We start from the raw sequence: 26,038 nt of genomic DNA, 5'->3' as shown, positions 1-26,038 counted from the left end.
TAGATATCACTATGCATACGCTTCCCTCAAGGAAATGAGCGAAACAGCATGTCATAATGCAGTTAACAATACAAGCCAACAATAAATCTAAATTTAACTATTCGAATTGGATGTAAATGAGTACATGTAAATATTGACTCAATATGGCCTAAAAAAAGCACACATAACGACGCCGGACTCCGGCGCCGTCACCTGTGTCAGTTCATATCTGTATCGTTCTGTATAATCTATATCGTCATGCAAGCAAATTCAATGAATCCTCTCTTACTTCAAAGACTCGGACAGTTCGGTGAAAATAACACCCAGCGCATACGCGCCAGCATCCGGATATCCTAGGCTGCGGTCACCGACCGTACCTGCGCGTCCCATACGTGCTACGATATCTTCCGTTTTCTTCGCACCATCAACCGCTGCTGCTGCACCTTTGGCAAATGCAGTTTTGAAGTCGTCGCCAGACGCTGCACTTTGCGTCCAGGCATCTGCGCATGGAACGAGTGCATCGATCAGCGTTTTGTCACCCACAACTGCACCGCGTCCGAAGGAACGTTCACCTGTTGCTTGAATGCCTTGAACCGCTGCCTGCATTATTTCAGCAAACTCAGCGACATTCAACTGTTGTTTCTCACCTGCCGCTTTGCCCGCTGCACGGAATGCCGAACCCCAGATTGGGCCGGATGCTCCGCCGCAATACTCCATGATGACGAGAGAGCATGCATCGAGGAATGAACCGATATCTTTTTTCTCTTCGTTAACGATGTGGTTCCACTCACGCTTCAATTGACGGAAGCCTTTGGCTACACTCATTCCGAAATCGCCGTCACCGGCATGGGAATCCAGTTCACAGAACGGTACTTCGTTCTTGATGATGATCTCGCCCATTTTATCGATCAGGTAAACCATGTTATCCAGTGAGAACTGATTGTTTTCAACAACAGCTGCTGACGCATCCGTCTGCACTTCATAAGATACTGGAGCATCCTCAGTCACAACCGCTTCCAGCGCTTCGGAGTAAGCAACTTGCGCCACTGGAGGGCCGGACACTTTAAACGCAGGTGTGTCGCTTTCCTTAAACAACAAGATTTTCAATTCATCATCAAGCTTCAGAATGGTAACTGATGCACCTGCCATGTCGATACTGGTCATGTAGTTGCCTACAAATGTCGTCGCTACGTTAAGACCTGCATGTCCTGCAAGCTCACGTTGAACCGAGTTGTTGAGCAAGTACAGCTCTTGCAGAGGGGTCGCACCAAAACCGTTCACAAGCACAGCGATCTCGGCGGACGCATTTTGATCCAGCTTCATATCTTTGAGCAATGCGGAAACCATACGTCCTGCAAGCTCATCTGCAGAGACGATTTTCTCCCGGCGAATACCAGGCTCACCGTGAATACCAACGCCAAACTCCATCTCGTCTTCCGCAATTTCGAAGGTTGGTGTTCCTTTGGCAGGAACCGTACAAGAAGTGAAACCAAAGCCGATACTACGCACGTTCTGCGCCGCTTTCTCGGCAACAGCCTTCACTTCTTCCAGGCTGCGTCCTTCTTCTGCTGCGGCACCGGCAATTTTGTGAACCAGAACAGTTCCAGCTACACCGCGGCGTCCTACCGTGTACAAGCTGTCTTGCACAGCGATGTCATCTTCCACACGTACATATTGCACGTTGATGCCATCTTCTTCAGCCAGATGTGCTGCGTTTTTGAAGTTCATCATGTCGCCGCTGTAGTTTTTGATGATAAGCAGTGTACCTTTGTTGCTTGCCGTTGCTTTGATCGCTTGATAAACCTGGATTTGGGAAGGGGATGCAAATACATCTCCGCACACAGCCGCATCCAGCATACCTTTACCCACATAACCTGCATGTGCTGGCTCGTGACCGCTGCCGCCGCCGCTGATCAGGCTGACTTTGTCAGTTTGAATCTCTCTGCGTTTGATCACTTTATATTTTTTTAGGAATTCCAGCTCCGGGTGCGCGAGCGCAATCCCGTTGCACATTTCCATGACAACATGTTCAGCCTGGTTGATGATTTTTTTCATTTATTTTGCCTCCTGGCGAGCTTTGTACTCCCGTCCGATTCGGTCAGCTGCTGCAATCGCTGCGGCTACTTCAGGAACTGTAATCGGGAATGGCATCGCGTGGATGGATTCCTCTGGAATGCACGCAATCTCTGCTACTTTCAACAATTCTTCTTGTGTAATGGTTTCTACGCCGATATCTGCAAGACTTACAGGCAATCCTACGGAAAGACAGAAGTCCATCACTTGGTGCAATTCTTCGGTTGGTGCATTTTCAAGTACGAGCTGTGCAATCGTACCGAAGGATACTTTTTCACCGTGGAAATAGTGGTGTGTACCTTCCAGAACCGTCAGACCATTGTGAATCGCGTGAGCTGCAGCCAGACCGCCGCTTTCGAATCCAAGACCAGACAACAGGATGTTCGTTTCTACGATGTTTTCCAGGGCTTGAGTTACCACGTTGCTGTCGCTCGCTACTTTTGCTTTGGCGCCGTCCGTAAGCAGCATTTCGTAACACAATTTAGCAAGCGCCAGCGCTGCGTTGGTTCCTACAGCAGAAGGCGTGTACCCTTCGCGGGAACCCATTGGCAGACTTGCATTCACACGGGAATAGGATTTCGCTGTTGCTCTTGCCTCGAAGTATGTGGACAATGCATCTCCCATACCGGATACGAGGAAACGTGTTGGTGCATTAGCGATAACGGTTGTATCTACGAGCACCACGCTTGGGCTTTGCTTGAAGTATGCGTAATCGTCAAAAGAACCTTCTGGTGTGTACAATACTGCCGAGTGACTTGTCGGTGCGTCTGTTGCTGCAATCGTTGGGCAGATGATCAGTGCATCGCCTTCAGCAACACATTTCGCGGCATCAATGGCTTTACCGCCACCGAGACCGATCGTGCATGTGCAGCCTTTTTCTTTCGCGATTTCTTGCAAACGAGCAACTTCCTCACGTGAACATTCACCTCTAAAACCGCTTTCAACAAACGTGATATTGAATTTTTCTGCTGTTGCATCCAGCTTGGCTTTGACACGCTGTACATCATCCGGGTGTGCAATCAACAATGCAGAATCTCCGAAGGATTTTACGAAATAACCCAGGTTCAACAATTCGTCTTCGCCTTGCACGTATTTGGTTGGGCTGATAAATGCTTTTCTCATAATATGATATGCCTCCTAAAAGTAGATTTAATAGAATGTTTTGCGCGGCAGCACTCGTCCCTCTTAACTGAAATTCAAAGGTGAAGCGGCCTTGCTCCGTGTTACATCAAATTTTAACTGTTGCAATTGACCTAAATATAACGCAGAAACAAGACGTTTACAGTGGACTTTGATAACAAATTATTATAATTTGCAATCGTAATTTTTTGCTTTTTCGCATAATCGTGGTATGTTATTGTCATGAGATGGTTGAATTTTGACCTCCTATTTTCCATTACCCGTCCTGTTCACGTCTTAATATGTACAACTTTTAACTTTTTAACGACTCTCCGATCGATGAGTTCGATCTGCTACGGAGGTTTTTCACATGATTAAAGAATATCTGCACATCAATAAAATACTGGATCTAGACAAGTGGAAACGCCTTCAAGATTCCCTTGCCACCGTCACCAAACTTGCCATTCTTACCGTCGATTATAAAGGCATACCCGTTACCAGCCATAGCAGCTGTCAAGCATTCTGCCAGAACGTTCGCAAAGACCCCGAGCTCCTTCCCTATTGTCAAAAGTGTGATTCTCGCGGCGGTCTGGAGGCTGTTCGCCTTAACGAGCCTTACGTTTATCTCTGTCATTTCAATATCATTGATATTGCGATTCCAATTACCATTGATGGGAAATATATTGGCGCGGTGATGGCTGGACAAGTCAAACTGGCCGATCCCGAGAAGGGGAGCGATCTGGAGCAGATCGTGACGTCCAAAAACGTACCGATGCATGATGCGAAAATGAAGGAGTTGCAGGCAGATTACGACCAATTACCTGTCATGACGTATGAGGAGATTGTGAAGATTTCGAATATGCTGTCGCTGCTCTGCAACTATATTGTGGAGGAAGCCTTGAACAAAAACTTGCTGGTGGAGATGTTCGAAAAAGCTTCTGGCAATCAGGAATCCGTCAACTTGTCCACCATCCTGCCGGGGTATTCGATCCGTAACATCGAGTCGATCAAAAAGGAGATGACCAATGCCATTGCGGATGCTTATCTCAAAAATAGTCCAAGTGATACAGAGAGTCTCAATCCGGTACTCCAGCCTGCTTTTGAATATATCCATAGCCATAAGAGCGAACAAGTATCGCTAAAGCAGGCAGCCGATCTGTGCCACTTGAGTCCAAGCTATTTCAGCAGATTATTTGCCAAGGAGACGGGTGAAAATTTTACCACGTATCTCGCCAAGCTCAAAATCAAGTGGGCCAAGCAGCTGCTGGAGGTCACAGACATGCCTGTTTCGCAGATCAGCGATGAGTTGGGATTTAATGAAGCGGGGTATTTTATTAAAATATTTAAAAAGTTCGAGGAAATCACGCCTGCCCTCTATCGTAAATATATTCAGGAGAGCTGATTAACCTGTGATATGTTTTTCATATCAATCATGTGCTTAATAGATATTTCACCTGATCATCTGCACTTGCTACAATGAAGTCCAGATGAGTAAGGAGGCATGACAAATGGAATATCGCAAATTGGGAAACAGCGGTTTAACCGTCAGTGAGATTTCGCTGGGCAACTGGATTACACATGGATCACAAGTTGACGATCCAACAGCACAAGCTTGTGTCCAAGCTGCATTGGAGGCAGGTATTACGACATTTGATACGGCAGACGTATATTCGAATACCAAGGCGGAAACTGTGTTGGGAGAGGCTCTCAAGGGAGTACCAAGAGAGAGTATTGAACTATGCACCAAAGTCTGTCATCCAACCGGTCCAGGTCACAATAACAGAGGACTTTCCCGCAAACATATTATGGAAGCCTGCAGTGCTTCATTACAACGATTGCAAACGGATTATATCGATGTCTATTACGCTCACCGCTATGATCCACACACTCCACTGGAAGAGACATTCCTTGCGTTTGCTGATCTTGTTCGTCAAGGCAAGGTTCATTATATCGGGGTTAGCGAATGGACAGCTGCTCAGATTGAGCAAGGCTCCGCACTAGCTAAAGAGTTGCGTGTACCTTTCATCGCGAGTCAGCCGCAGTATTCGATGTTATGGCGTGTAATTGAGCAAGAAGTTGTGCCAGCAAGCGTACAAGCAGGTCTGGGACAGATTACATGGTCTCCACTCGCTCAAGGCATACTATCGGGTAAATACCTTCCGTATTCAGCAGTGCCGCCCGGATCACGGGCAGCAGCCAAAGCAGGGAAACCATTCTTCAACAAGCTCGCCGGTCATTGGTTGCACGATGATGTGCTGACTGCTGTACAACAGCTTCTTCCTCTAGCGAAGGAACTAGGTCTGACTCTTCCTCAACTCGCTGTTGCCTGGGTTCTTCATCATCCTTATGTCAGCTCAGTGATTATTGGGGCATCCGGGCCAGAACAAGTACTGGAAAATGTAAAAGCTTCCGGTGTGAAACTGGATCAGGATATCCTCACTCGAATTGATGAAATATTAGGAAAATGGATTGAGAGGAATCCTGTCCTGACGGGTTAATGTAGATTAGTCGCTCCTGTCCATGTGTATAAAACGGGTGATCACACCCTGATTAATGTCCGTCCGCCATGCCATGTATAAGGGTACGGAGGGCGGTTTTTCTATTAAAGGTAAAAATACCACACCTCTGCGCTGAAACACCTCCACCGAAGAAGGAACAATGGACACTCCCATACCTGCAGCAACGAGGTTCACAATCGTATACATCTGGATGGCTTCCTGCGTAATTCGCGGTTCTACCCCATGCTCCCTGCAGTACTCCCGAACGAGACGATGAAACGGTGTGCCCAGATGGCTAGGGAACAAAATAAAATCCTCTTCCGCCAAGTCAGTAATCGACACTTGAATCTGCTCTGCCAAAGGGTGATCGTCTGGAACCACCACCATTAACGTTTCTTCCTGGAAGATTTGAAAGCATACATTTGGCGTATGCTCCTGATATCGTAAAAATCCAATATGGATTTGTCCATCTTGCAGTGCCTGCAGTTGTTCATAAGATGTCATCTCACGTAGTGTAATTTCGATCTGTGGGTACACTGCCCGAAATCGCCTTAGCACATCGACCATCATACTGCCTGAAGCCGAATCCACAAAAGCTACCGTTATATGACCAACGACGCCTTGGTCAACCTTCTGTGTAAGCTGGATAGATCGTTCAAGCTGAGCTAAAATTAGTCTTGCCTGATCCAGAAACACGGCTCCTGCAGGTGTTAGCCTAACCGTCTTTTTCGTACGTTCCAACAGCTTTACGCCAAGTTCTTCTTCCAGATTTTGAATCTGTTGACTCAGCGGCGGTTGAGTCATATTTAATCTTTCAGCCGCACGGTGGAAATGAAGTTCCTCCGCCACGGCGATAAAGTAGCGTAATTTACGAATATCCATCACACCTGATACACCTCCCATGCACCTCTCCCCGTTACTTCATCTGCTTCTCCACCCAAATTGCAGACTCTGCCAGTAACATCATCAGTCTATAGAAGTCTGGCTCGATTTCACGCAAAGGAAGATCACTCGCGTCGTCATGAATGAGCATTAACACTTTGCCAGAAGTCTCATCCAAAACGGCAATACTGCCCTCACCGAATCCGCCGATTGGAAAAAGCTTCAGCCCGCTAGGCAGGTCGTATTCCTTCTCGTACTCTCGATACGCATCCAGAAACTCGGGATACGCCCAGTCTAGCTCTTTGGCAGAAAATAAGGCAGGATCACCGAAGTTACATGCTCCAAATTCAAGCAGCAGCGCGCGATATACCGCTGGAAGCTTCACTTGGTATTTTTGCTCGAAACTCTCGATGTCCTGCTCGGTTTCAGGTTTACTGCCCTGCCCCATCGTTGTACCATATGCCTGCACCAACAACTCTCGAATCGGTTCCAGTTCCGAAGCTTTCATCTGGCTAACTCCCTCCCTTGGTCATGTAACATAATTCGAAACCATAGTAATTCAAATCTCACCCAAAGTTTTTACAACGTCGATGACTCCCTACAACAACTGTTTCTGCAGCGCCCCATCCAGCCAGGTCAGCGCGGCCTGCAGCTTGTCCTGCGGCACCAGATCATATCGATCCCCTGTCGACATTTCGAATAAGCAACTGTTACCTCCGGTTTTGTTCAGATACGATGTAATCGCGATATCAAACTGCTGCGCCATCTGCACAAGCAGTGGTTCAACTTCGGAAGCGGCAAGTGCAAAATGAATGTGAAACATATTGGAGACGGGAATTTCAGGGATCGTGCGAATCCCGTAGCATGCATTAAACAGTGACGCCAGTTCCTTGGCCTGTTCGTAATAATGTCCCATTTTGCCAATACGTCCATTGTAATAATATTGAGAGCTGAGAATATAGGGATATAGTCCAATCAGATCCCCGCCATGCCGCCGTTTCCACACCTTGGATTCCTGCATGAAGTCCGGATCTCCAGCAAGAATAGCTCCCGCAATTCCGCCAATACCTTTGTAAAAAGAGATGTATACACTATCAAACAAACCACAAATCTCCGCAGGTGTTTTCTCATAATAAGGTGTGATCTCAAACAGCCGCGCTCCATCCAGATGCAGCTTGATCCCGTGCTCACGGCAGTACGCCGAAATCGCCTCCAGTTCCTCATAAGCCGGCAGTTGCCCGCCTATCTCACGCTGCGGTAACTCAAGTAACAAACAGGCGTATTTCTCCTTCATTCCTCTCACATCGCCCAGTGTAATCAAACGATCCGCTTCGCCCAGCAAAATGCTTTCGATCTGATGCAGCTCCTTTAGCCCATCTTCTTCATGAATCTCCAGGTGAGACAGTGGATGATACGCAACTCGCTTGATACCTGCCCGGTCACACCAGATACGAAGTGCAATCTGCTGCGCCATCGTGCCGCTTGGAAAAAAAACCGCCGATTCCTTCCCTAGCACATCTGCCATTTCCTGTTGGAACTCATCAATAATTGAACCGTGACCGTAGTGGTCACTGAATGTTTCTCCATCTACCTGTTCCAGCGCCTCCTGCAGCACTTTCACTTTGCGGCTGCCGTGCCCGCCTACAATGTACGCCGCCTGACCGAATGCGTCGGCAAGCGTTAATTTGTTATTTTGTTCTACATCATGATCCTTTTCAGTGCCTGTACGTTTATACAAAATCAACCTCTCCTTTACTGTTCCGGTACCGTCATAATCTCCACTAGAGCTTGAAGAGCGTTAGATATATGTTCACCATGAGCATAAACAAATCCTACTTCCAGACGAGAATACGGGTCAGGCAATGATACAATCTGCACCTCACCTCTGGATGCCGCTTGAACCACCGAAGAACGGGGCAGCAAGGATACGCCTAACCCGGCTGTGACGCCATTGATAATGGTATCGAGTGTCCCATATTCCATAACGTTTAATGAATGAACCCCTCGGGTCTTCAAAAAATCCTCCGCCTGAGTACGATGACTGCATCCAACCTCAAAAAACAACATCGGTCTGTTGAGCAGCGCTGACATGTCATGTTCGCCCGGTTTAACAATGAGCACCAGTTCATCGTCGTATATTTTCATATATTTCAGCTTCGCATGTTCGACGGGGCCATACACCAGAGCACCATGTAATTCATGCACGATAACCCTCTGATTCAGCTCGTGTGTGCCACCTGTGACAAGGGAATAACGTACCTCCGGATAACATGCGCAGTACTCTGCCAGAAGCGGTGTCAGGAAACGAGAAGCTGCTGTCTCGATCGAACCCAAACGAAGATTTCCCGACGGTGGGCTTCCTTCCTGTGCGGCCTGCTCTGCTTCATCTAATAATTCCAATATTCGATCTGCGTATCCCAGCAGGTTCTCCCCTGCTGGAGTGAGCAGCATCCCCCGATTAGAGCGATGAAACAACGGTACCTGAAGCTGCGCTTCCAATTGTCTAATCCGTGTGGTCACGTTGGACTGCACATAATTAAGTACAATGGCGGCTTTACTGATACTGCCTTCGCGGGCAACCGCCTGAAATATCTTCAAATCACCTGCATCCATGTGCTCTTCACCTGCTTGTTTTTATATGAACGTTTCTTATCTATCATTAATTATGATACTGACCTTCATTTCTGTTTATTTTACGTGTTTCCTTCTCACCTGTACAATGACTCGGTAAAGCGTAGTCTATCTCTTTTACTAGAAAACTACGATGACACAATAACCGATATCCTACAGGGAGGTAACATCCATGAACGTATCCAAAACGATGAATGCAATTATACATTCAGGTCATCGCGGCCTTGAAGGTCTTCAATATTCAACATGTCCAACACCTGAAGCTGGCCCCGGACAAGTCGTTGTAGAGCTTCGCGCCGCTGGGCTTAATCACCGGGATCTCTTCATTATGTCAGATCGTACGCCTCAAGACACTCCGCTTATTCCCGGATCGGACGGGGCAGGCATTGTGGTGGAAGTTAGCGAAGACGTGCAACATATCCCCATAGGCCAAGAAGTCATCATTCACCCGACGCTCGGCTGGGAAAATACCGCAGATGTGCCTGTGGTTCCAGGTATCGTCGGCGGCCCTTCGGATGGAACACTAGCGCAATATATCACGCTGCCTGCCAGCAATGTGCTATCCAAACCTGAACATCTCTCCTGGATTGAAGCTGGTGTACTGTCTCTATCCGCGCTAACTGCTTATCGTGCGCTGTTCACTCGTGGCGGTCTGAAAGCAGGTGAGCATATTCTCATTCCTGGCATTGGAGGCGGCGTCGCTACGTATGCTCTGCTTATGGCTGTGGCTGCAGGGGCGAAGGTAACCGTAACATCCAGAAGTGAGATTAAACGAAACGAGGCCTTACGTCTTGGGGCTGATCAAGCTTTGGATAGTCATGCGAACTGGAATAACTTGATGAATCCTCATGAGCCTGTGGACATCATTCTGGACAGTATTGGACAAGCGATGTTTCCCAAATACGAGAAGATCATCCGACCAGGCGGACGAATCGTGATGTTTGGCGCAAGCTCCGGCGATGATCTGAATCTGCCGATTCGTTCGATCTTTTTTCCACAGATCAGCTTGATCGGCACTTCTATGGGCAGCCGTGAAGAGTTTGTGCAGATGCTGGATTGGGTAGATAAACATAAGATTCATCCTGTAGTAGATAGCATCTATCCACTGCAACATACGGCACAGGCTTTTGGACGGTTGGAAAAAGGCGAGCAGTTCGGTAATATCGCTATTACGATGCACTAAACAGCGACCTTGTGATCATGAACTTTCCCCTTATCAATGATAGACTAATGCTTGGACATGGTCATCAGATAGGGGGTTTTGTCTTTGACTCATTTTCTTAAACGTTACATGAAACACGCTATCGTTGCACTCATCGTAATCATGCTTACTGCTCAGATCCCTCTGGTGAAGGAATTGCTGGCTAGAGGGGCTGCAACATTATACGTAGCCGCCAAGTATCCAGATCAAACGGTCACATTCGCACACTTTGAATATCAGCCGCACTTTGGGGACTATATCATCTCTTATACGGTGCCAAAGACAGATGCGCTACATCTCATGTTAGCACCGAAACTGCTGCCCATTTTCGTGAAATTTGATCCATGGGATCAGCCCATGTCGGATTAAGCAGGCTTACCCCAACTTATTTCTTTAATTCAACATTCAGGAGGTACTGTAATGTCCAATCATGAACATCTCGTCGTATTAGTTCGCAAAATTATGAACGCGGAAGGAACTGAGCAAGAGTTGGATGATATGTTAACAGAGGTGCAGGAGGCGTTGCCTTATGCGGAGGTTAGCAATCTGATTTTTTGGGACGAACGTGAGTTAACCGCGGAGCAGATCGTAGAAGAAGCGCTCCAAGCACGCCCAATTCAACTCCCACCCCAATCTTGAACTTATTCAGGAGGTGAATGATATACATGTCTAATGAAGATAAAGAAAAACATGATGCAGTTGGATCTCCTCATTTCGATTCAGCCACATCAGAGGAAAAACAGGAATCACTTCGTCAGATCATCGAATTACATGATCCTGAACTCACTGCGCAAGTCCTTGCTCTTGGTATGAATACGTACGAGGAAGATTTAGTACGTATCGAAGCTTGGCGTGCCCTCGGTATGGCAGGAACTTCTCCCCTCCTGTCTAACATCCGTGAAGCAGCAGGACAGCTAGTACGCAATCCGGAAGAAGACGAGGATGTACAGATTTATGCTCTACTAGCGTTAGCCCTTCTCCCTGTTACCGAGGTTGAAATTCGACTGGCTCAGGAGGTCATTGAATCGGAAGCCTTCATATTGGTTCAAAGTGCTGCTTTTGATATTGTAAAAGCAAACAAACATCTCCCGCATGCTGTGCTGGCGCTGGAATCACTGCAAACGCATCCCGACTTCGGTGCTTCGGCAGCACGGGAACTTCAATCTATCTCGGGACGTGATGATTAATGAACTCAAGTGATGAACAACGATCACCAGAGCAAGCTGGTGAACATTTAACAGAGGAAACGACTCAGGCAGTACATCTTACTCAAGGCGAGATTCATGCCATTCAGAAGGCACTTCTTTTTCTCAAGTTCGAATGTGAAGAGACTGAATCTTTATTGTATGCGGGCAGTCCCTTATTAAATAGTGCTCTTAGCAAATTGAGAGAGGCAGACGTTCACGGCGAATTTTCCAAACAGTTTCACTCTCGCCCTAGTCCCCGTGCGGAAGCGTTTATGCGCGATAAGTTGGAGCGCTCTTACACCGAAGAGCATGTTCCACATGAACGGACAGAAGCACAGCTGAATGACATTTGGCAGAGCTGCATGTTTCCTTTTCCCGTAGAGCAATACAAGAGGGAACTTGATCCCGAATAGTTTAAGCCCTTCCCCTGTGGAAGGGTACCTTACATGAGTTGTTTATACATTAAGTATTCTGCTTTAAGTGCTTCTGTGTTAAAGTTGCCATCTTGATGTTTTCTGTAGGATCGTACATACGCCAGCCTTCGGCATTCTCGGCGATCTAATGATGTATAGTTTAATTTCTTTCATTTCGGTCAACTATTGAAGCAAATTACAGGTATAATGTAGAAAAGTTGGATGATTCATTACATACAGGAGGCGAATTATGGAAACGGAAGGTTTACGGGGTGTCGAGCAACTTGCTATGAAGAAACACAAAATCTACAAGCAAAGTTTGCTGCGATACCTGTCACGCTCCATGCTGGCCAGCATGTTTATCGGCTTCGGAGTCATCGTGGCTTTTAAGACGGGCAATTTCTTCTATATGGAGAATTCACCGTTTACATACCCTATGGCAGCCATTACGTTCGGTGCGGCAATTATTTTGATTGCCTATGGCGGCGGTGACTTATTTACAGGCAATACGTTCTATTACACCTATGCGGCGTTACGCAAAAAGCTGCGCTGGCTTGAAGTGGTTAAGTTGTGGATTGCGAGCTATAGCGGAAATCTGATGGGTGCGGCGGTGTTTGCCCTGCTGATCTACCTGACGGGACTGTTTGATTCAGCCCAAGTCAACGGTTTTCTGTTAAGTGTAGTCGAGCACAAAATGGAAGCGCCAGCGATGCAGCTCTTTTTCCGCGGAATCCTCTGTAACTGGCTTGTGTGTCTGGCGTTCTTCGTACCGATGTTTATGAAAGAGAATGGCGCCAAAATGTTTGCCATGATGCTTTTTGTGTTTTGTTTCTTCATCTCGGGATATGAGCACAGCATTGCGAATATGTGTACGTTTGCGATTGCGCTTGTGTTAAACCACCCTGGCACGATCTCGTTCGGTGGTGTGATTCACAACCTGGTGCCTGTGACGCTTGGTAATCTGGTAGGTGGCGTCTTGCTGATGGGCTTCATGTATTATGCAGTGAACAAACCGTTCCTGGACGATGAAGAGGCACATTAATGTTATTTTGGAAAAAAGCCCCCTTCCTGCCCGGTTCAATGACCGCGGTTCACCAGTAAGGAAAACCCAAAACCCCGGCAGCGCCTCCCATACAGGAGTTACCACCGGGGTTTTTACCTTTACCTGTCGTCATCTTACCCGACAGGCTTGATGAATAGCTGCACCGAACTAAACATGCTAAGTCATTCAAAGAAGCATCTTAAACCATTCTCACTCAAGCCTGACAGACGTTTCCACCTAATTAAGCCCCTGCTCGCTTCATTTCCAGGTGTAACAACGGAAAAGGATTACCTGAGCTGTCCAGTTCGGAGCGTCCTGTTTGTACAAATCCCATCTTCGCATAAAACCGGGCTGCATCCTCATTCTGCTCATTCACATCTACTCTAAGCTCATTGCCCTTCATTTTCATCGTTTGATGAACCAGAAATCGCCCAACGCCTTGTCCCTGAAAATGCTCGTCCACAAACAACATCTCAATAAAGCTATTATCCAGACCGATGAAACCAATAGGTTCTTGCTCGGTATCCAGCACTTCCCAGACCTCGACTTGTTTGAATTCCAAAGCTTCACCGACCATCTTTTTATAAAACAGAATGTGATGCTCCTCCAGAAATGTATGTGTTGCTCGAACAGCACGCTCCCAGATGGCTACTAACTTGGGGTGATCCTGCTCCCGATAGGGTACCATTAACATGTCTTGTGCACTCTCCTTTGCCTGAAAACATAATGTAGCGCAGAATCCCATTCATACTTACTCATGTACCGATTCGTATGCACCTTGATTCCTGCGTATATCTTAACATATCCTGTCATCCTCAACATCTGCAAACAACACCATTATATAGCCAATCCATAGATTCCACCGCTGCTTCTCTCATTAAAAAATGGTATAACCAATAGACCGCCCCCAAGTGAGGCGGTCTATAATCATTCAAGTACATTAATGCTACACATATATCTTTATTGCTGAAGCTGTGCAAGAATCTGCGGATCTTTAATTTTCTTGTCCTCAGCCAGCAGTACGATCTTGGACAGAATCTCGGCGGTTCTTGGATCTTCATCCAGAAATGGCAGGAAGATTCGTCCCCGATGCTGGCTATGCACAGGCACGATATACATTGCACCAGTGGCCTGCTTGAAGACATTACCGCTTCCCAAATGAACGGCATATTCACCCAGTCCACCATCGATTCGTGCATAATTCCCGTCCAAACGCACATTATCCAGCTTGAGCAAACGCAAAGACTCATTCACAATGACATGTCGCATCTCTATGGTCGTAAGACTTGCCTCTGGGTCCACACCGCCAACATGTGCGATGCTAACCACGAGATCAATATCACGCATGACCTCAGAGAAGAACACCTGCGGTACATCCTTCAATTCTACAGGTTTATACGTACGACGATCATAGAATTGAACGGTCTCCAGCGTAGGTGCTTCCGTATCTGCTGGAGAGAACCAGTCCGCCATGGCATAAAGATTAGCGATCAAGTTATGCTCATAACTCACCTTTTGCAATCCCTCTTCATAACTTACCGTCCACTGACGACTTTTCAACAAACTTACCGTTTTATTCGGCTGAATCTGATAACCTGCATAGCGGCGAGAAACCATACCTTGAGCAAGCTCATCTTCATTCGGCAGATACAGTTCACGGAAAACCTGCTTAAACGGCTGACGTTCCTGACGAGTAAACAGATCACGCTGGAATTCACTCCACTTACCGTTCTCATACAAATGCAGCGGATGCGCAATTAGCAACTGATCCTCTTCCTTCAAGGCATAAGTAACTCCCTCTGTGCCCGGAGCAAGCAATCCACTGGATGCAGCATCAAATCTTCCAAGCTTTTCACCTGACTTGAAGATCAACGTCCTGAGCAGAGGATGAATAACTGGATTGAGCATCAGACTCGCGATCTCCTGACGTGTAAAGGTCGTGCCTGCCGTCATGGAACGCTCCAGTTCCTGTCTAGCGCGTCGATACTGATCGGTCAGATCAGACTTTAATTCTTTTAACTGTGCAATGTATCCGTCCTTTTTGAGACGAGCCGGAACGGACTTCAGCACTTTGCCTTTGCTGACAATGACGAGATCAGACTGTCCCTCCTCATCAATGACGAGTTGAGCCGTCGTGTCGTCATCCAGTGTATGCGGTTCGAAATAAGATTTTACCTCATCCAGCTTACGCGCTTCCATATCCCACATGAGACGTGTTACATCAGCATAATCCGCGTTCCGCGCAAGGTTGCCCAGCGCAATCTGTGAAGCTAATCCTTCACTCGCGCGCCGCTGCGCCCCGAACTGCTTGCTCTGCAACTGAAACTTCTGGATAAAGTCGTAACGTTCTCTTACATCCCGTTCCCGTTCCTCTGCCAGCGGAATCAGACTGTAGGTCAGTAAGTGATCCTTATTCCGCTTGTCTGCTACCGAATCATGCATTTCCTTCAGACTGAGTTTGCCAAGCGCAGCATCTGCGAACAATTGTGATCTGCGATGGTTGGCTCCGCCGGAGATATATTTGGCACAATCGTACAGCAGGTTGAATCGTTCTTCTCCAACCGCAGCGTAAGCCTCTTCAAACCAGGCGATATCGAAGGCCCCATCATTAAAGTCCTGCGGCGTAATTGGAGAATAATGCGCAACAATTGTTTCCTTCTCCGCACTGAATTGTTCATTAATGTGAGCGTGGAAGTACCAAGCCGCACTACGAAGCCCTTTCCAGCCTAGATGTTTCGCCACAAGTTCCATCCATTGCGGTGCATACATTGCAGCCTCCAGCAGCTTTTTCTCCTTAACCGGATACTTGTGGAGCAATTCCGCCAGCAACTGCTCATCTTCCCCAGCCCGTGGATGACAATGCTTAATCAGATAACTGAACATTTCTTTACGCGTTGTATTCCCTTCACCATAACTATAAATATACCCACGAACAAACGTATCCTGATCCATGGCAGCAACCAGATGCACCCAATGTTCCATGCCCTCAATGCGTTCCAGTTTCATAGCCAGGTTACTCACTTCAGTGGATAGTTCCCCCCGGGTCAGTTCAATCTCCAGAATACGATTGACCACCGTATCGCGCAGATGAATCAGCTTCGGATCATCTTTGATCTGCTCTGTACGCGCTGAAGTCATGTCACGGATGAACAGATAACGGGACTGTCCGACCATCAGTTGACGGTAGATCTCCTGATCATCAATCAGTCCTAATTGATAGGCTCGCAGGAAATCGTCGAGTGACAGGAGGGACAACGGATGATAAGGCTCTACCAGGTGAGAAAATTGATACGAGGTCTGGAAGTATCGCTTGAAGCTCGCGTCGTCATACACGGCATTCCGGACGATATATTTCCATGGGTCTGTCAGAATCTGAAGCATCCCCATTTCCTTCTCCATTTGCTCTGCAGGCATACTTAAAATAATGGAAGCCCATGCCTTTTCTGCGGTCTCGAAGATTTCAGCTGAATCACTATCCAGAAATGCAGCCGAGATCAATGCATGAACCTGATCCTTATAAGGCAGTGCGCCCATCACCTCGTGCAGCTTCACCATCTCATTCAATGGATAGGTCTGTTCGGCAAATATTTTGCGCCAACCCTCTAGTAATGGCATCTTTCTTAATTTGTCATAATCATACTGCTCTCGATAAAAAGAATAATGTTCATCCAATGTGCTGTTCAGCTTGCCTAACTGCAGTTCGACATATAGCTGTAGCAGTTCTAAACTGCTTAGACCGTTTTGCTCGAAATATTGCTTCCACACTTCATCCAACGGAAACTGATCCAGTTGTTTCATTTTCGACCGATCGGCATAAGGAACTTTGGAACGAAGGCTGGTTCCAATGAGCAACGTATCTTTGTAACCTGCATAATACTCCACCACATACTCATGATCCCTGTGCTCATGAACCAGTTCATTTAATCCCTTTAGGAAAGTACTGATCTTATCCAGAGAACCATTAAATATATCCTTTGGCTTGTAGCCAGAAAGGTCACGTTCTTCATCCAACAGCGGTTGCCGTTGATTCGGGTCAAATAAACCATATCCATTGGAGGCTGTGTAACGACTTCCTTCATCCAATAGTTTGTCGAGTAGCTTCTTTTCCTTGGCTGTAGGCTTCTCTAGTTCCTCTGCGAATGGCTTGAGCTGTTCCAGTTGCTCTACACGTGCCGTATCCGTTTTAATCTCCGTTAACAGTTCAAGTGCACCCAGACGTTGCAGCTCATTCTTCGTTTTTAGTAATCGTTGAACCGAATCCTTCAACTTCTCAACAGGTTGCAACAACAGGGCTTGAATCACCTTTTGCCGGAGAGATCCCGTTTTGAGTTTTAACAGTACTTCCATCTGCTGTAGCTCATCTTCGGTTAATACCAACTTTTTCACTTTTTGCAATGCACTTTCTCGGTTACTCATGCTTTTATCAGACAAACTTTCAAACACAAACTGGCGCTGCACCTCGTTATCAGGCTCTTGCACAAACTGCGACAGAAGCTCTCCGCGCATTTCGGGGCTTAATCGATCCTTGAGAGCAATGATCTCAGCAATCCAGTCCGCATCCATATCATAAGCAGCCAAATACAACATTTTTTTGATGACGTCATCACTATTGATCTGATAGTTCACAAAATCCAGCACACCTGAAGGCCCGCCTGAACCGCCCTTAGGAATGAAATCCAGCATCTGTTTAAACTGATCAAAATCATGGCGGCGTGCCTGTTTATCTTCAAGCACATCCCAGCGAGGTACATAGACACTACGTTGGTGCTCTCCCTCTTCAAAGCTCCAATTGTGCGAATACGCCGCCGTATAATTTTTCACAACCCAGTGCATCAGTTCCGGATGCTGCACACCCAGATGATTACGTGCCATAGCAAGACGAAGCCCCAGGTACTGGCTGTTAGCCAGAACGTACTGAGCCACAATCTTCTGGTACAACTCGCCCTGGTCCATGATCTCTGTAACCTTAGGTTGCAAATCATTCTCTTCAATGACCGCTGTTGCCCACAGGCTGATGTACAGTTTATTAGCGTTTTTCTCCTGTCTCCACGCCTCACGAACATCCTCATGCACAAGCGCTTCATAGATCTGCTCAAGCAATTGTGTTGCCACACGCTGGTTGGCTGCTTCAATCCCGATCCCCGTCCATACGCCCAAGGCTCTTACAACGGAACTGAATCGAATCAGATTGTTGTCCAGAATGATTTTTAATATGTAAATATACGCTTCTAACGTACCTTCGTCCATTCGTTCCACAATGCTCTGGCGAAGCCCTTCCTGCAGTCTTGCTGCAATCAAGAGTTCACCCACCATGTGATACGCATCGGCCTGTTCACTCATAAAGATGCCCTTGATCATTTCACCCGTCAGTAATGCAGTCTGGTTATCGCCATAAATAATATCGTGCAGTGCCTGCTTGACTTCCATGTTCGAATGATCCAGTTCATAAGCAATACAATCCGGCAGTACCGCACGGAACTCATGCTGATGAAGCATATTTTGCTCACGAACGGTCAAATACTCCTTCAAACTAACTCCTCTAGCCTCCATTCGGAATAAACCGAGCAGTTTGCGTAACACATGAATGACATGTTGTCTTGGATCGGATGTTCTGAAAGGTCTGCGTTCATAGCTTGTACTATAAGGGTAAAGCGTCGCACCTTCAGCAATATAGCGGAATCTGGCAACAAACCCGTCAGAGGTCAGGTGCTCAAGCACCTCAAGAATCGGCTGGAATAACGGCTGCTGATTCTCTAATGCTAGGCTCATCAGCTGTCTCTCCATTTGAAAATAGTCCTCTTCATCCCCACGCAAGTACGTCGACTCTGCCAACGTTATCATATATTTAGCTACTTCCAGCTTGGTCCCTGTGAGGGTCGTTGCTTTTTCCTGCAATCCCTCGATATATGCTTGTACCTGATCTTCCTGATTCATCCTGTTCTCCTCCTTGTCATACTGCTTCTGTTCTCCCTACCACAGACGTCCGGCTAGCATCGTGAAGCGGATAAAGGTTACATGAGCTCCATCCTCTATTTTCAATGGCTGATCCAAGTCTTCCAATTCTTCATCATTCAGAAATACTTTGTACAGCCCGTCTTCATAAGCAAGTATCGCGGCTTCCTTCGCCTCCCCAAGATCGGGAACGCCCTCGCCACGCATCATGCCAAAACCTACTTTTCCCGTAGCACCCTGCGCGTCAATCTCCTCGGGCATCAGATAGACAAGCATCCCCGCCGCGTCCTTCCTCTCTCGAAAAGCTTTCACCTGTTGTTCAACCATGTTCTCGATAAGCAGCCGAAGTGTGCTTGTTGTTTCCGGAAGTTCAGCGGCTTGTTTTGCAAGAGCCGGTTTGCGCTTGCCCAGACTTTTCACTGTAATCCATACATTCAATGCCTCATTCCTCCTCTCATTACTTCAATCAAAACTCATTTAAAAAAAACCATTTTATTACAAATATATAGATTCCTTATCCTTCAACAGTTAATACCCTGTAGCCGTATCTTGCAAAACAGAACGAATGCGTACATATGTACCCCTAATGAATATCATAACGAAATCGCTCACTCCTTTCATGGGCCAATATTCATGTTTCCATCGAACTAGCGAACTAAAGCCCAATTGCGTATAAAACGCAAAAAGCCGCTCCATCCCGCAAAACGACATGAGATGGGCGGCTATTTATTCTTGGAATATTGCATCAATTCATGGTTAGACCAGTCGTAGCGGTTGAATCTTCACGGCCGCTGTCTTGAATCCAGGCATTCGGCAGAAAGGATCCAGATCAGGCCTTGTTGCGCGGTTCACATTCTGAATCCCTCCCCAGTGCATAGGCACAAACAGCGTATCCTCGCGGATGGATGCCTTGATTCGCGAACGGACAGTGAAGCTACCATAGGCCGACTGAACCTCTACCCACTCTCCGTCACGGATGCGATGACGAGCTGCGGTTGACGGGTGCAGTTCCACATAGTTCTCTAACTCACGAGCAGCAAGGGCTGGACTTCTGCGTGTTTGCACACCTGTTAGGTAATGAGCGAGAATACGCCCATTCGTTAGAATCAAGGGAAAAGCTTCCGAAACATCATCCCACCCTTGACTTGCTCCTGGAGTAAATGTAGCTTTTCCGTCAACATGAGCAAATCGTTCATGAAACAACATTCCCTCGCCCTGCTCATCTACGGAACGACAAGGCCAGTACACTCCTTGTTCGTTTCGCAGTCGTTCATAGGTAATTCCATAGTAATCCGCCACCCCGCCACGACTCGCGATTCGCAATTCATTGAAGATATCCTCAGCCTTCCCATATTGGAACAACGAACCTTTGCCCAGTTTCTCAGCAATCCGGCACAAAATGTCCCAATCGTCTAGCGTTTCTCCCGGCGCAGGCCTTCCTTGTTCCCGCAGGAGAACACGCCCTTCGAGATTGGTGAGTGTGCCTTCATTCTCCATATAAGCGGTTACGGGCAGGACAAGATCGGCCAATCTGGCCGTTTCGGACAGAAACATATCGGCTACGACCAGAAAATCAAGCTTGCGCAGTCCCTCCTCCACCAAACGTACATTTGGATTCGAAACGACCGGATTAGAGCCCATCACGAGCAATGCACGAATCTCCTGCTCATGGATTCGTTCCATCATCTCATAAGCCGATACACCTTTGCCCGGCAAAAGAGCCGGGTCTATCCCCCAGACCGATGCTACATACGCACGATCTTCCTCATTTTCAATGGAACGATAACCTGGAAGCTGATCTGCCTTTTGCCCGTGTTCTCGTCCACCTTGTCCGTTTCCCTGCCCCGTAATGGCACCATACCCACAGCCTGTTCTTCCGATTTTGCCAGTCGCGAGCACCAGATTCAAAAAATGCCGAACAGCCATATGCCCATCCGTCTGCTGCTCCACTCCGCGTGCCGTCATAATCATGCCAGTATGAGCTTCTCCATAAGCCAGTGCCGCCTGACGAATCAAGTCCAGTTCAACCCCGCATGCTTTTGCGGCCTGCTCAAGGTTGAGACTTTCCATCTCCTGCACAAGCTGTTCGTATCCGGTCGTCCGTTTCTGAATAAAGCTGGAATCAGCCAAGCCGGCAGCCATAATTACCTTCAGCATTGCGTCAGCCAGCAGTGCATCCTTACCCGGTTTGACCTGAAGGTGAAGATCGGCAATGGCTGCCGTTGCTGTCTTGCGAGGATCAATCACAATAATAAACGTTCCATTCTCCTTGGCTTCATTAAAATACGGTAATAACGTTGGCTGACACTCAGCTACATTCGTTCCTGCCAGAATGATACATGTTGCTTTAGGAATGTCCGAGAGCGGAAATGTCAAACCCCGATCCATTCCGAAAACTTTGCTTCCGGCAGAAGCTGCTGCTGACATGCAGAAGCGGCCGTTATAGTCGATGTACTTGCTGCCGAGTGCCACGCGGGTAAATTTCCCAAGCAGATACGCTGTTTCGTTGGTCAGCGAGCCTCCGCCGTATACGCCAACGGCATCAGAACCATACGTCGTTTGAAGCTGTTGTAACCGATCTGCAATCGTCTGTATTGCCTCATCCCATGAACACGGCTCCAATTCCCCCTGACGGCGAATGAGCGGATACATCAAACGCTCGGAACTGAACACTTGCTGATGAGCATTCATTCCTTTCACGCACAAGCGGCCCTGCGAAGCCTTATTAGGCACACCTTGAACCGTATACTCCGCCACTTTCTGACCTGCAACGGGAGCGGCAAGCTCTTCTACGGACATTTTGCATTGCACACTGCAATAAGGACACTGGGTCTCTTTTACATATAATCTCGATTTAGCTTGTTCTGTATTTACCGCGTCCATCATCATACTCTCCTACCTTTCCGGGTTATTCATTTGAGCCTTCAAGCTTTCACCTGGGCAATGGGTTTTTCCAAAAGTATCTCCGCTCTACGTTCTGCATCCATTTCGCGCTCCTGTGCACGATTAAACGTAAGTTCTCGTTGGAATTGTGTATCCAAAAGCGTTTCCCGAATCGACATCATCCCCAGTCGTTCCGTCCACATCCATAAGGGTTCATCAAACCAAGCCGTTTGTCGATACCATTGCAGACAGGCCGATGCGAGAATGAACGCTTGTTGCTCTGATTCAGTTGTCCCGAGCAGGGAGCCTTCCTTCACCGGATGCCCAGCATGACCTCCGACGTAAATTTCCCATCCAGCCGGAGAAACCTGCAGTCCTAAATCGGAAACCAGCGCATTCACCGGGGATCGAGAATCCCAAGCAATAGCGATGTTCACTTCGGAAGGCATTATTGCAGTTTCCCAATCGGTACGAAGTCTCGTCTCCAGCTCGCTTGCAGTAATATTAGAAGCCAATGATGATACATGTCGCTCCGAATAGATGTAAATGCTCTGATGATGTTCCTGCTCCATCTCCAACTCCACTTGTAAATCTTCCATTTGTAGTTGGTTAAGTTCTGTTTTCAGTTCTGTTCTCAGTTCATTTTCTGTAGAGGACAGCATTAATCCTGAAACATAAACATAATAGCGAATTGCAGGAAGACATAACGGGCACCCGTGTTCCGAATGCCAGTTCAGCTGCTTCAACAGTGAATGGATCTGTGTGTCTTCCAATGGAAGGACTCCGGATGCAACGTTCGAAATGTTAACTTCTTTTGCATATGTCTCCAGGATCACGCTCACCCGATGCTTCAGTTCTGCGTGGCTCATCTCCGTACAGTGACATACAGGAAGCACAGCAGGCTTCTCCTCCGTACTGCCTGATTCAGTACTTGTGCTGACACCTCCAAGTTCCACACATTTAGCGTGTTTCAGCAGTGCGGCCACCATAGGTTTGCAACCACCGCATGAACCTGAAGCTTTGGTTTGCTGTTTCACTTGTTCTTCCGTTTCCAGGCGTTGCTCCTGAATAGCTTTTAGGATCGCTGCTTTGGTTACATTGTTGCACGCACAGACTGTCTCCTGGCTTGGGAGCGCAGCTGCTGCTGTCACTGCAGGATCTGATGCATCTCCTTTGGGAGCAAGCTCAGCCACATCCGCTTCACGCTGCACCAAGCCCAGTAGGGCTGTGCCCTCGACCGTGTTTCCAAACAAAATGGCACCTCGAACCTTGCCAGCTTGCATCAGCACTTTTTTATACGTTCCCTGAATACCATCCAAATGCTGAATTGCCGTCTCCAGCTTTTCGCCGCTGATCTCTCCTGCCGAGAAAACATCTACACCCGATACTTTCAACTGAGAATAAGGAACAGAACCAGCATAACCCGGTACCTCCTGTCCGCATAATGTGCGTGCCAGCACCTTTCCCTGCTCATACAGCGGCGCTACGAGACCATAACTAATCCCCCGATGCTCTGCACATTCCCCCACGGCATATATATCAGACACGCTGGTACGCATATGATCGTCAACCACAACAGCACGCTGTGTAGCAATGCCGCTTCTCCTGGCTAGATCCACATTCGGCCGAATTCCGACAGCGACAATGACCAGTTGTGCCTCCAGTTTCGATCCATCTGTGAAAAGCAGCCCCTGCGCTTGTGAACGTCCGGTAACTTTCTGCGTATTTTTATTCAAAAGAAAGGACATGCCCTGATCCTCAAGCTCACGTTGAAGCATCGCTGCAGCTTCGTAATCCAGTTGTCGGTTCATAATATAAGGTGCATTATGGACCACCACTGCCTCCATCCCCAGATGCAGCAGTCCCCTTGCAGCCTCCAGCCCAAGCAAACCACCGCCGATGACAGCCGCTTTGCGGTATTCTCTGGAGTAATCTGACATACGAGTACAGTCGTCGATTGACCGAAAAGACATGACTCGCTCCTTATCGATGCCCGGGATTGGCGGAATAAATGGAGAAGATCCTGTCGCGAGGATCAATATGTCGTACGTTTCCTTTTTGCCAGTTTCCGTCTCAATAAACTTCGTACGGGGGTCAATCCGGTGAACCGTCTCACCTGTGCACAGCCGGATATTACGCTCGGCATACCAGGTCCAGTCATTGATGATAATATCCTGTATGGAATGCTCACCTTGGAGTACTTTGGATAACATAATTCGATTGTAATTGGGGCGAGGTTCCGTCCCGTAGATGACAATCTCATACATATCCGGCTCCAGATTGATAATCTCTTCCACACATTTCACTCCAGCCATGCCATTGCCGATAACCACCAGTTTCTTTCTACTCATGGGCTGCCCCCTATCCCTTTCACATCTGCAAACTAAACAGAAACAACTCTCTTTGATTCTAAGAGCACAACCCTCTTATTGAATTAAGCACAATAACCCTTTCTCTGATCGAAAACACAACAACCTCTTTTCCGATTGAAACACAACAACCCCTTCTCCGATTGAAAACACAACAACCCCTTCTCCGTATGGGGAAAAGGGGCACCATTGCCTCCGAGTTCTACACGCCATTGTGTAGATTCTTATTAAATTCAGATTAATTGAATTCAAAATATATGTCAACTAATTTGACATGAAATTTCAAACATCAGACTAAAAAATGATTATTTCAAAATTTAATGTTATTTTTGTTGACATTACGTTTTTCCCTTTTTATAATTTGAATCAAAATCACAGCGATGTGATCATCTCAGAAGCGGGAGCACAAAGACGTGTACCGCCTGTCGGCAACGGGGCCGCAAATCGTTCTAGTTCAGGACGGCTTGCGGCCTTTTTCTGCCTGAACGAAGCATTAGAGACATAAAAAAAGAACCTACTTGGATGAGGAGCGATGAGGAATGGTAGAGAGCAAAAGTTTTTGGAAAAGCGGGCATAAGCCTACGCTGTTCGGAGCATTTATGTATTTTGACATCAGTTTTATGATCTGGGGTATGCTCGGTCCGCTCGCTGTTATTATTGCTATGGATTATCCGATGACCCCATTGGAAAAAGCAAATCTGGTCGCCCTGCCCATTCTCGGGGGTTCCATCCTGCGGCTGGTGCTTGGCTTCATGTCCGACTATATTGGTCCCAAATTAACCGCTCAGATCGGTATGCTTTTCACGCTAGTTCCGTTGTTATTAGGCTGGTTATGGGTGGACTCCCTCAGCCAGCTGTATGTCGTAGCTCTTTTACTCGGCGTAGCGGGCGCTTCATTCGCAGCTGCACTGCCGCTTGCGGGCCAGTGGTATCCTAAAGAACATCAAGGCCTTGCTATGGGGATCGCCGGGGCAGGTAATAGCGGAACCGTTCTTGCTACCTTGTTTGCCAATCGTCTGGCCACTCATTTTGGCAGCTGGGAAGTTGTTTTCGGACTCGCGATCATCCCGATTGTTATCGTCTTTATCCTTTTTTCCATCTTCGCCAAAAACAGTCCGCATCGCCCAGAACCCAAAAAGCTTTCTCAGTATGGAACGTTGCTTAAACAAAAAGATGCCTGGGTCTTCTGTGCCTTCTATTGTGTCACCTTTGGCGGTTTCGTTGGACTGTGTAATTATCTGACCATCTTCTTTAATACCCAATATGGCCTTTCTGCCGTTCATGCCGCTGACATTACGACATTCTGTGTCATTGCAGGCAGCTTCTTCCGGCCAGTTGGTGGTTTTCTGGCGGATAAAATCGGTGGAACCCGGATGCTTACCTTCTTGTACTCCGGCGCATGCATCATGCTTCTGGGTGTATCCTTCCTGCCGCCGCTTCCGGTAGTCATCGCCATGTTGTTTCTCGGCATGATGTGCCTTGGAGCCGGGAATGGTTCTGTATTCCAGCTGGTTCCTCAACGTTTTGGCAACGAGATTGGTCTGATGACAGGTATCGTAGGTGCTGCCGGAGGTTTGGGAGGTTACGCACTGCCACTCATTTTGGGTCAACTGTATAGCACGTATCAATCTTACACGCCAGGGTTTGTCATTCTAAGTCTCATCGCTGCTGCTTCCATGTGCCTTGTACTCTTCATGCAGTCCCGCTGGCGGGTAAGCTGGCTGAATAGAAGTAGCAAAGGCATTGCGGATTCAACTTCACTGACGTCTTGATCCCCTGCCTACACATGAAACAGCGCAGCCATATGGC

Annotated in this window: 21 protein-coding genes; 10 read left to right on the top strand and 11 right to left on the bottom strand. The window is 47.5% G+C overall.

What is annotated here, in order from left to right; genetic code table 11:
- Positions 1–264: 264 nt before the first annotated feature.
- Both dhaK and ABIE27_RS15105 read right to left on the bottom strand, forming a co-directional pair.
- Entirely contained in the window at positions 265–2,034 is a 1,770-nt protein-coding gene (gene dhaK / locus ABIE27_RS15110) for a dihydroxyacetone kinase subunit DhaK (protein WP_429350849.1), read from the bottom strand.
- Positions 2,035–3,174 carry a glycerol dehydrogenase gene (locus tag ABIE27_RS15105; RefSeq protein WP_090917434.1) on the bottom strand — a complete coding sequence of 380 codons (1,140 nt, stop codon included), beginning with the start codon at positions 3,172–3,174 and terminating at the stop codon, positions 2,035–2,037.
- Between the two features lie 367 nt (positions 3,175–3,541).
- On the opposite strand from ABIE27_RS15105, the gene ABIE27_RS15100 reads away from it, so the two are divergent.
- Together ABIE27_RS15100 and ABIE27_RS15095 are read left to right on the top strand one after the other, a co-directional pair.
- Positions 3,542–4,573 (top strand): PocR ligand-binding domain-containing protein, encoded by a 1,032-nt coding sequence (locus tag ABIE27_RS15100; RefSeq protein ID WP_123062928.1) that lies wholly within the window; start codon positions 3,542–3,544, stop codon positions 4,571–4,573.
- A 106-nt stretch (positions 4,574–4,679) separates the two neighbouring features.
- Complete coding sequence (locus ABIE27_RS15095; protein WP_342554343.1) at positions 4,680–5,669, top strand: aldo/keto reductase family protein; 990 nt, start codon at positions 4,680–4,682, stop codon at positions 5,667–5,669.
- Between the two features lie 6 nt (positions 5,670–5,675).
- On the opposite strand, the gene ABIE27_RS15090 is transcribed toward ABIE27_RS15095, so the two are convergent.
- The 4 genes from ABIE27_RS15090 to ABIE27_RS15075 form a co-directional block, all read right to left on the bottom strand.
- Positions 5,676–6,551: a LysR substrate-binding domain-containing protein gene (locus ABIE27_RS15090; protein WP_429350983.1), complete on the bottom strand. Its 876-nt coding sequence runs from the start codon at positions 6,549–6,551 to the stop codon at positions 5,676–5,678.
- A gap of 34 nt (positions 6,552–6,585) precedes the next feature.
- The gene (locus ABIE27_RS15085; protein WP_123062926.1) at positions 6,586–7,059 is read right to left on the bottom strand and encodes an SMI1/KNR4 family protein; all 474 of its coding nucleotides are present in this window, start codon (positions 7,057–7,059) and stop codon (positions 6,586–6,588) included.
- Positions 7,060–7,149: 90 nt separating this feature from the next.
- Entirely contained in the window at positions 7,150–8,289 is a 1,140-nt protein-coding gene (locus tag ABIE27_RS15080) for a threonine aldolase family protein (RefSeq protein WP_429350848.1), read from the bottom strand.
- Between the two features lie 14 nt (positions 8,290–8,303).
- Entirely contained in the window at positions 8,304–9,149 is an 846-nt protein-coding gene (locus ABIE27_RS15075) for a LysR family transcriptional regulator (RefSeq protein ID WP_429350847.1), read from the bottom strand.
- Positions 9,150–9,372: 223 nt separating this feature from the next.
- Here ABIE27_RS15075 and ABIE27_RS15070 point away from each other — a divergent pair, with 223 nt between their 5' ends.
- The 6 genes from ABIE27_RS15070 (at position 9,373) to ABIE27_RS15045 (ending at position 13,025) form a co-directional block, all read left to right on the top strand.
- Positions 9,373–10,365 (top strand): zinc-binding dehydrogenase, encoded by a 993-nt coding sequence (locus tag ABIE27_RS15070; protein ID WP_429350982.1) that lies wholly within the window; start codon positions 9,373–9,375, stop codon positions 10,363–10,365.
- A gap of 84 nt (positions 10,366–10,449) precedes the next feature.
- Positions 10,450–10,752, top strand: a complete 303-nt coding sequence (locus ABIE27_RS15065) for a hypothetical protein (RefSeq protein ID WP_429350846.1) — start codon at positions 10,450–10,452, stop codon at positions 10,750–10,752.
- A 51-nt stretch (positions 10,753–10,803) separates the two neighbouring features.
- Positions 10,804–11,022 (top strand): bacteriocin immunity protein, encoded by a 219-nt coding sequence (locus ABIE27_RS15060; RefSeq protein WP_123062922.1) that lies wholly within the window; start codon positions 10,804–10,806, stop codon positions 11,020–11,022.
- A gap of 26 nt (positions 11,023–11,048) precedes the next feature.
- Positions 11,049–11,570, top strand: coding sequence for a hypothetical protein (locus ABIE27_RS15055; RefSeq protein WP_123062921.1), 522 nt, complete (start codon positions 11,049–11,051; stop codon positions 11,568–11,570).
- A complete protein-coding gene (locus ABIE27_RS15050) occupies positions 11,570–11,983 on the top strand; it encodes a hypothetical protein (protein ID WP_123062920.1) in 414 nt (137 codons plus the stop codon). Before ABIE27_RS15055 ends, ABIE27_RS15050 begins: the two co-directional genes overlap by 1 nt.
- A gap of 250 nt (positions 11,984–12,233) precedes the next feature.
- On the top strand, positions 12,234–13,025 hold the full coding sequence (locus tag ABIE27_RS15045; protein ID WP_123062919.1) for a formate/nitrite transporter family protein: 792 nt from the start codon (positions 12,234–12,236) through the stop codon (positions 13,023–13,025).
- A 241-nt stretch (positions 13,026–13,266) separates the two neighbouring features.
- On the opposite strand, the gene ABIE27_RS15040 is transcribed toward ABIE27_RS15045, so the two are convergent.
- The 5 genes from ABIE27_RS15040 to ABIE27_RS15020 form a co-directional block, all read right to left on the bottom strand.
- Positions 13,267–13,719 carry a GNAT family N-acetyltransferase gene (locus ABIE27_RS15040; RefSeq protein ID WP_123062918.1) on the bottom strand — a complete coding sequence of 151 codons (453 nt, stop codon included), beginning with the start codon at positions 13,717–13,719 and terminating at the stop codon, positions 13,267–13,269.
- A 266-nt stretch (positions 13,720–13,985) separates the two neighbouring features.
- Positions 13,986–18,959 (bottom strand): DUF4132 domain-containing protein, encoded by a 4,974-nt coding sequence (locus ABIE27_RS15035; RefSeq protein ID WP_429350845.1) that lies wholly within the window; start codon positions 18,957–18,959, stop codon positions 13,986–13,988.
- Positions 18,960–18,995: 36 nt separating this feature from the next.
- A complete protein-coding gene (locus ABIE27_RS15030) occupies positions 18,996–19,415 on the bottom strand; it encodes a hypothetical protein (protein ID WP_123062916.1) in 420 nt (139 codons plus the stop codon).
- 318 nt (positions 19,416–19,733) lie between these two features.
- Positions 19,734–21,860, bottom strand: a complete 2,127-nt coding sequence (nasC, locus tag ABIE27_RS15025; RefSeq protein WP_429350844.1) for an assimilatory nitrate reductase catalytic subunit NasC — start codon at positions 21,858–21,860, stop codon at positions 19,734–19,736.
- Positions 21,861–21,901: 41 nt separating this feature from the next.
- Complete coding sequence (locus ABIE27_RS15020; protein WP_429350843.1) at positions 21,902–24,211, bottom strand: FAD-dependent oxidoreductase; 2,310 nt, start codon at positions 24,209–24,211, stop codon at positions 21,902–21,904.
- A 319-nt stretch (positions 24,212–24,530) separates the two neighbouring features.
- Here ABIE27_RS15020 and ABIE27_RS15015 point away from each other — a divergent pair, with 319 nt between their 5' ends.
- Both ABIE27_RS15015 and ABIE27_RS15010 read left to right on the top strand, forming a co-directional pair.
- Complete coding sequence (locus ABIE27_RS15015; RefSeq protein WP_429350842.1) at positions 24,531–24,734, top strand: hypothetical protein; 204 nt, start codon at positions 24,531–24,533, stop codon at positions 24,732–24,734.
- Between the two features lie 34 nt (positions 24,735–24,768).
- Positions 24,769–26,001: a nitrate/nitrite transporter gene (locus ABIE27_RS15010; protein ID WP_123062912.1), complete on the top strand. Its 1,233-nt coding sequence runs from the start codon at positions 24,769–24,771 to the stop codon at positions 25,999–26,001.
- Positions 26,002–26,038 lie beyond the last annotated feature (37 nt).

This window comes from Paenibacillus sp. 4624, from assembly GCF_050435065.1.
GTDB lineage: Bacteria > Bacillota > Bacilli > Paenibacillales > Paenibacillaceae > Paenibacillus > Paenibacillus amylolyticus_D.
The sequence above is the reverse complement of the archived record's forward strand: the minus strand, read 5'-3'. Positions and strand labels throughout refer to the sequence as shown.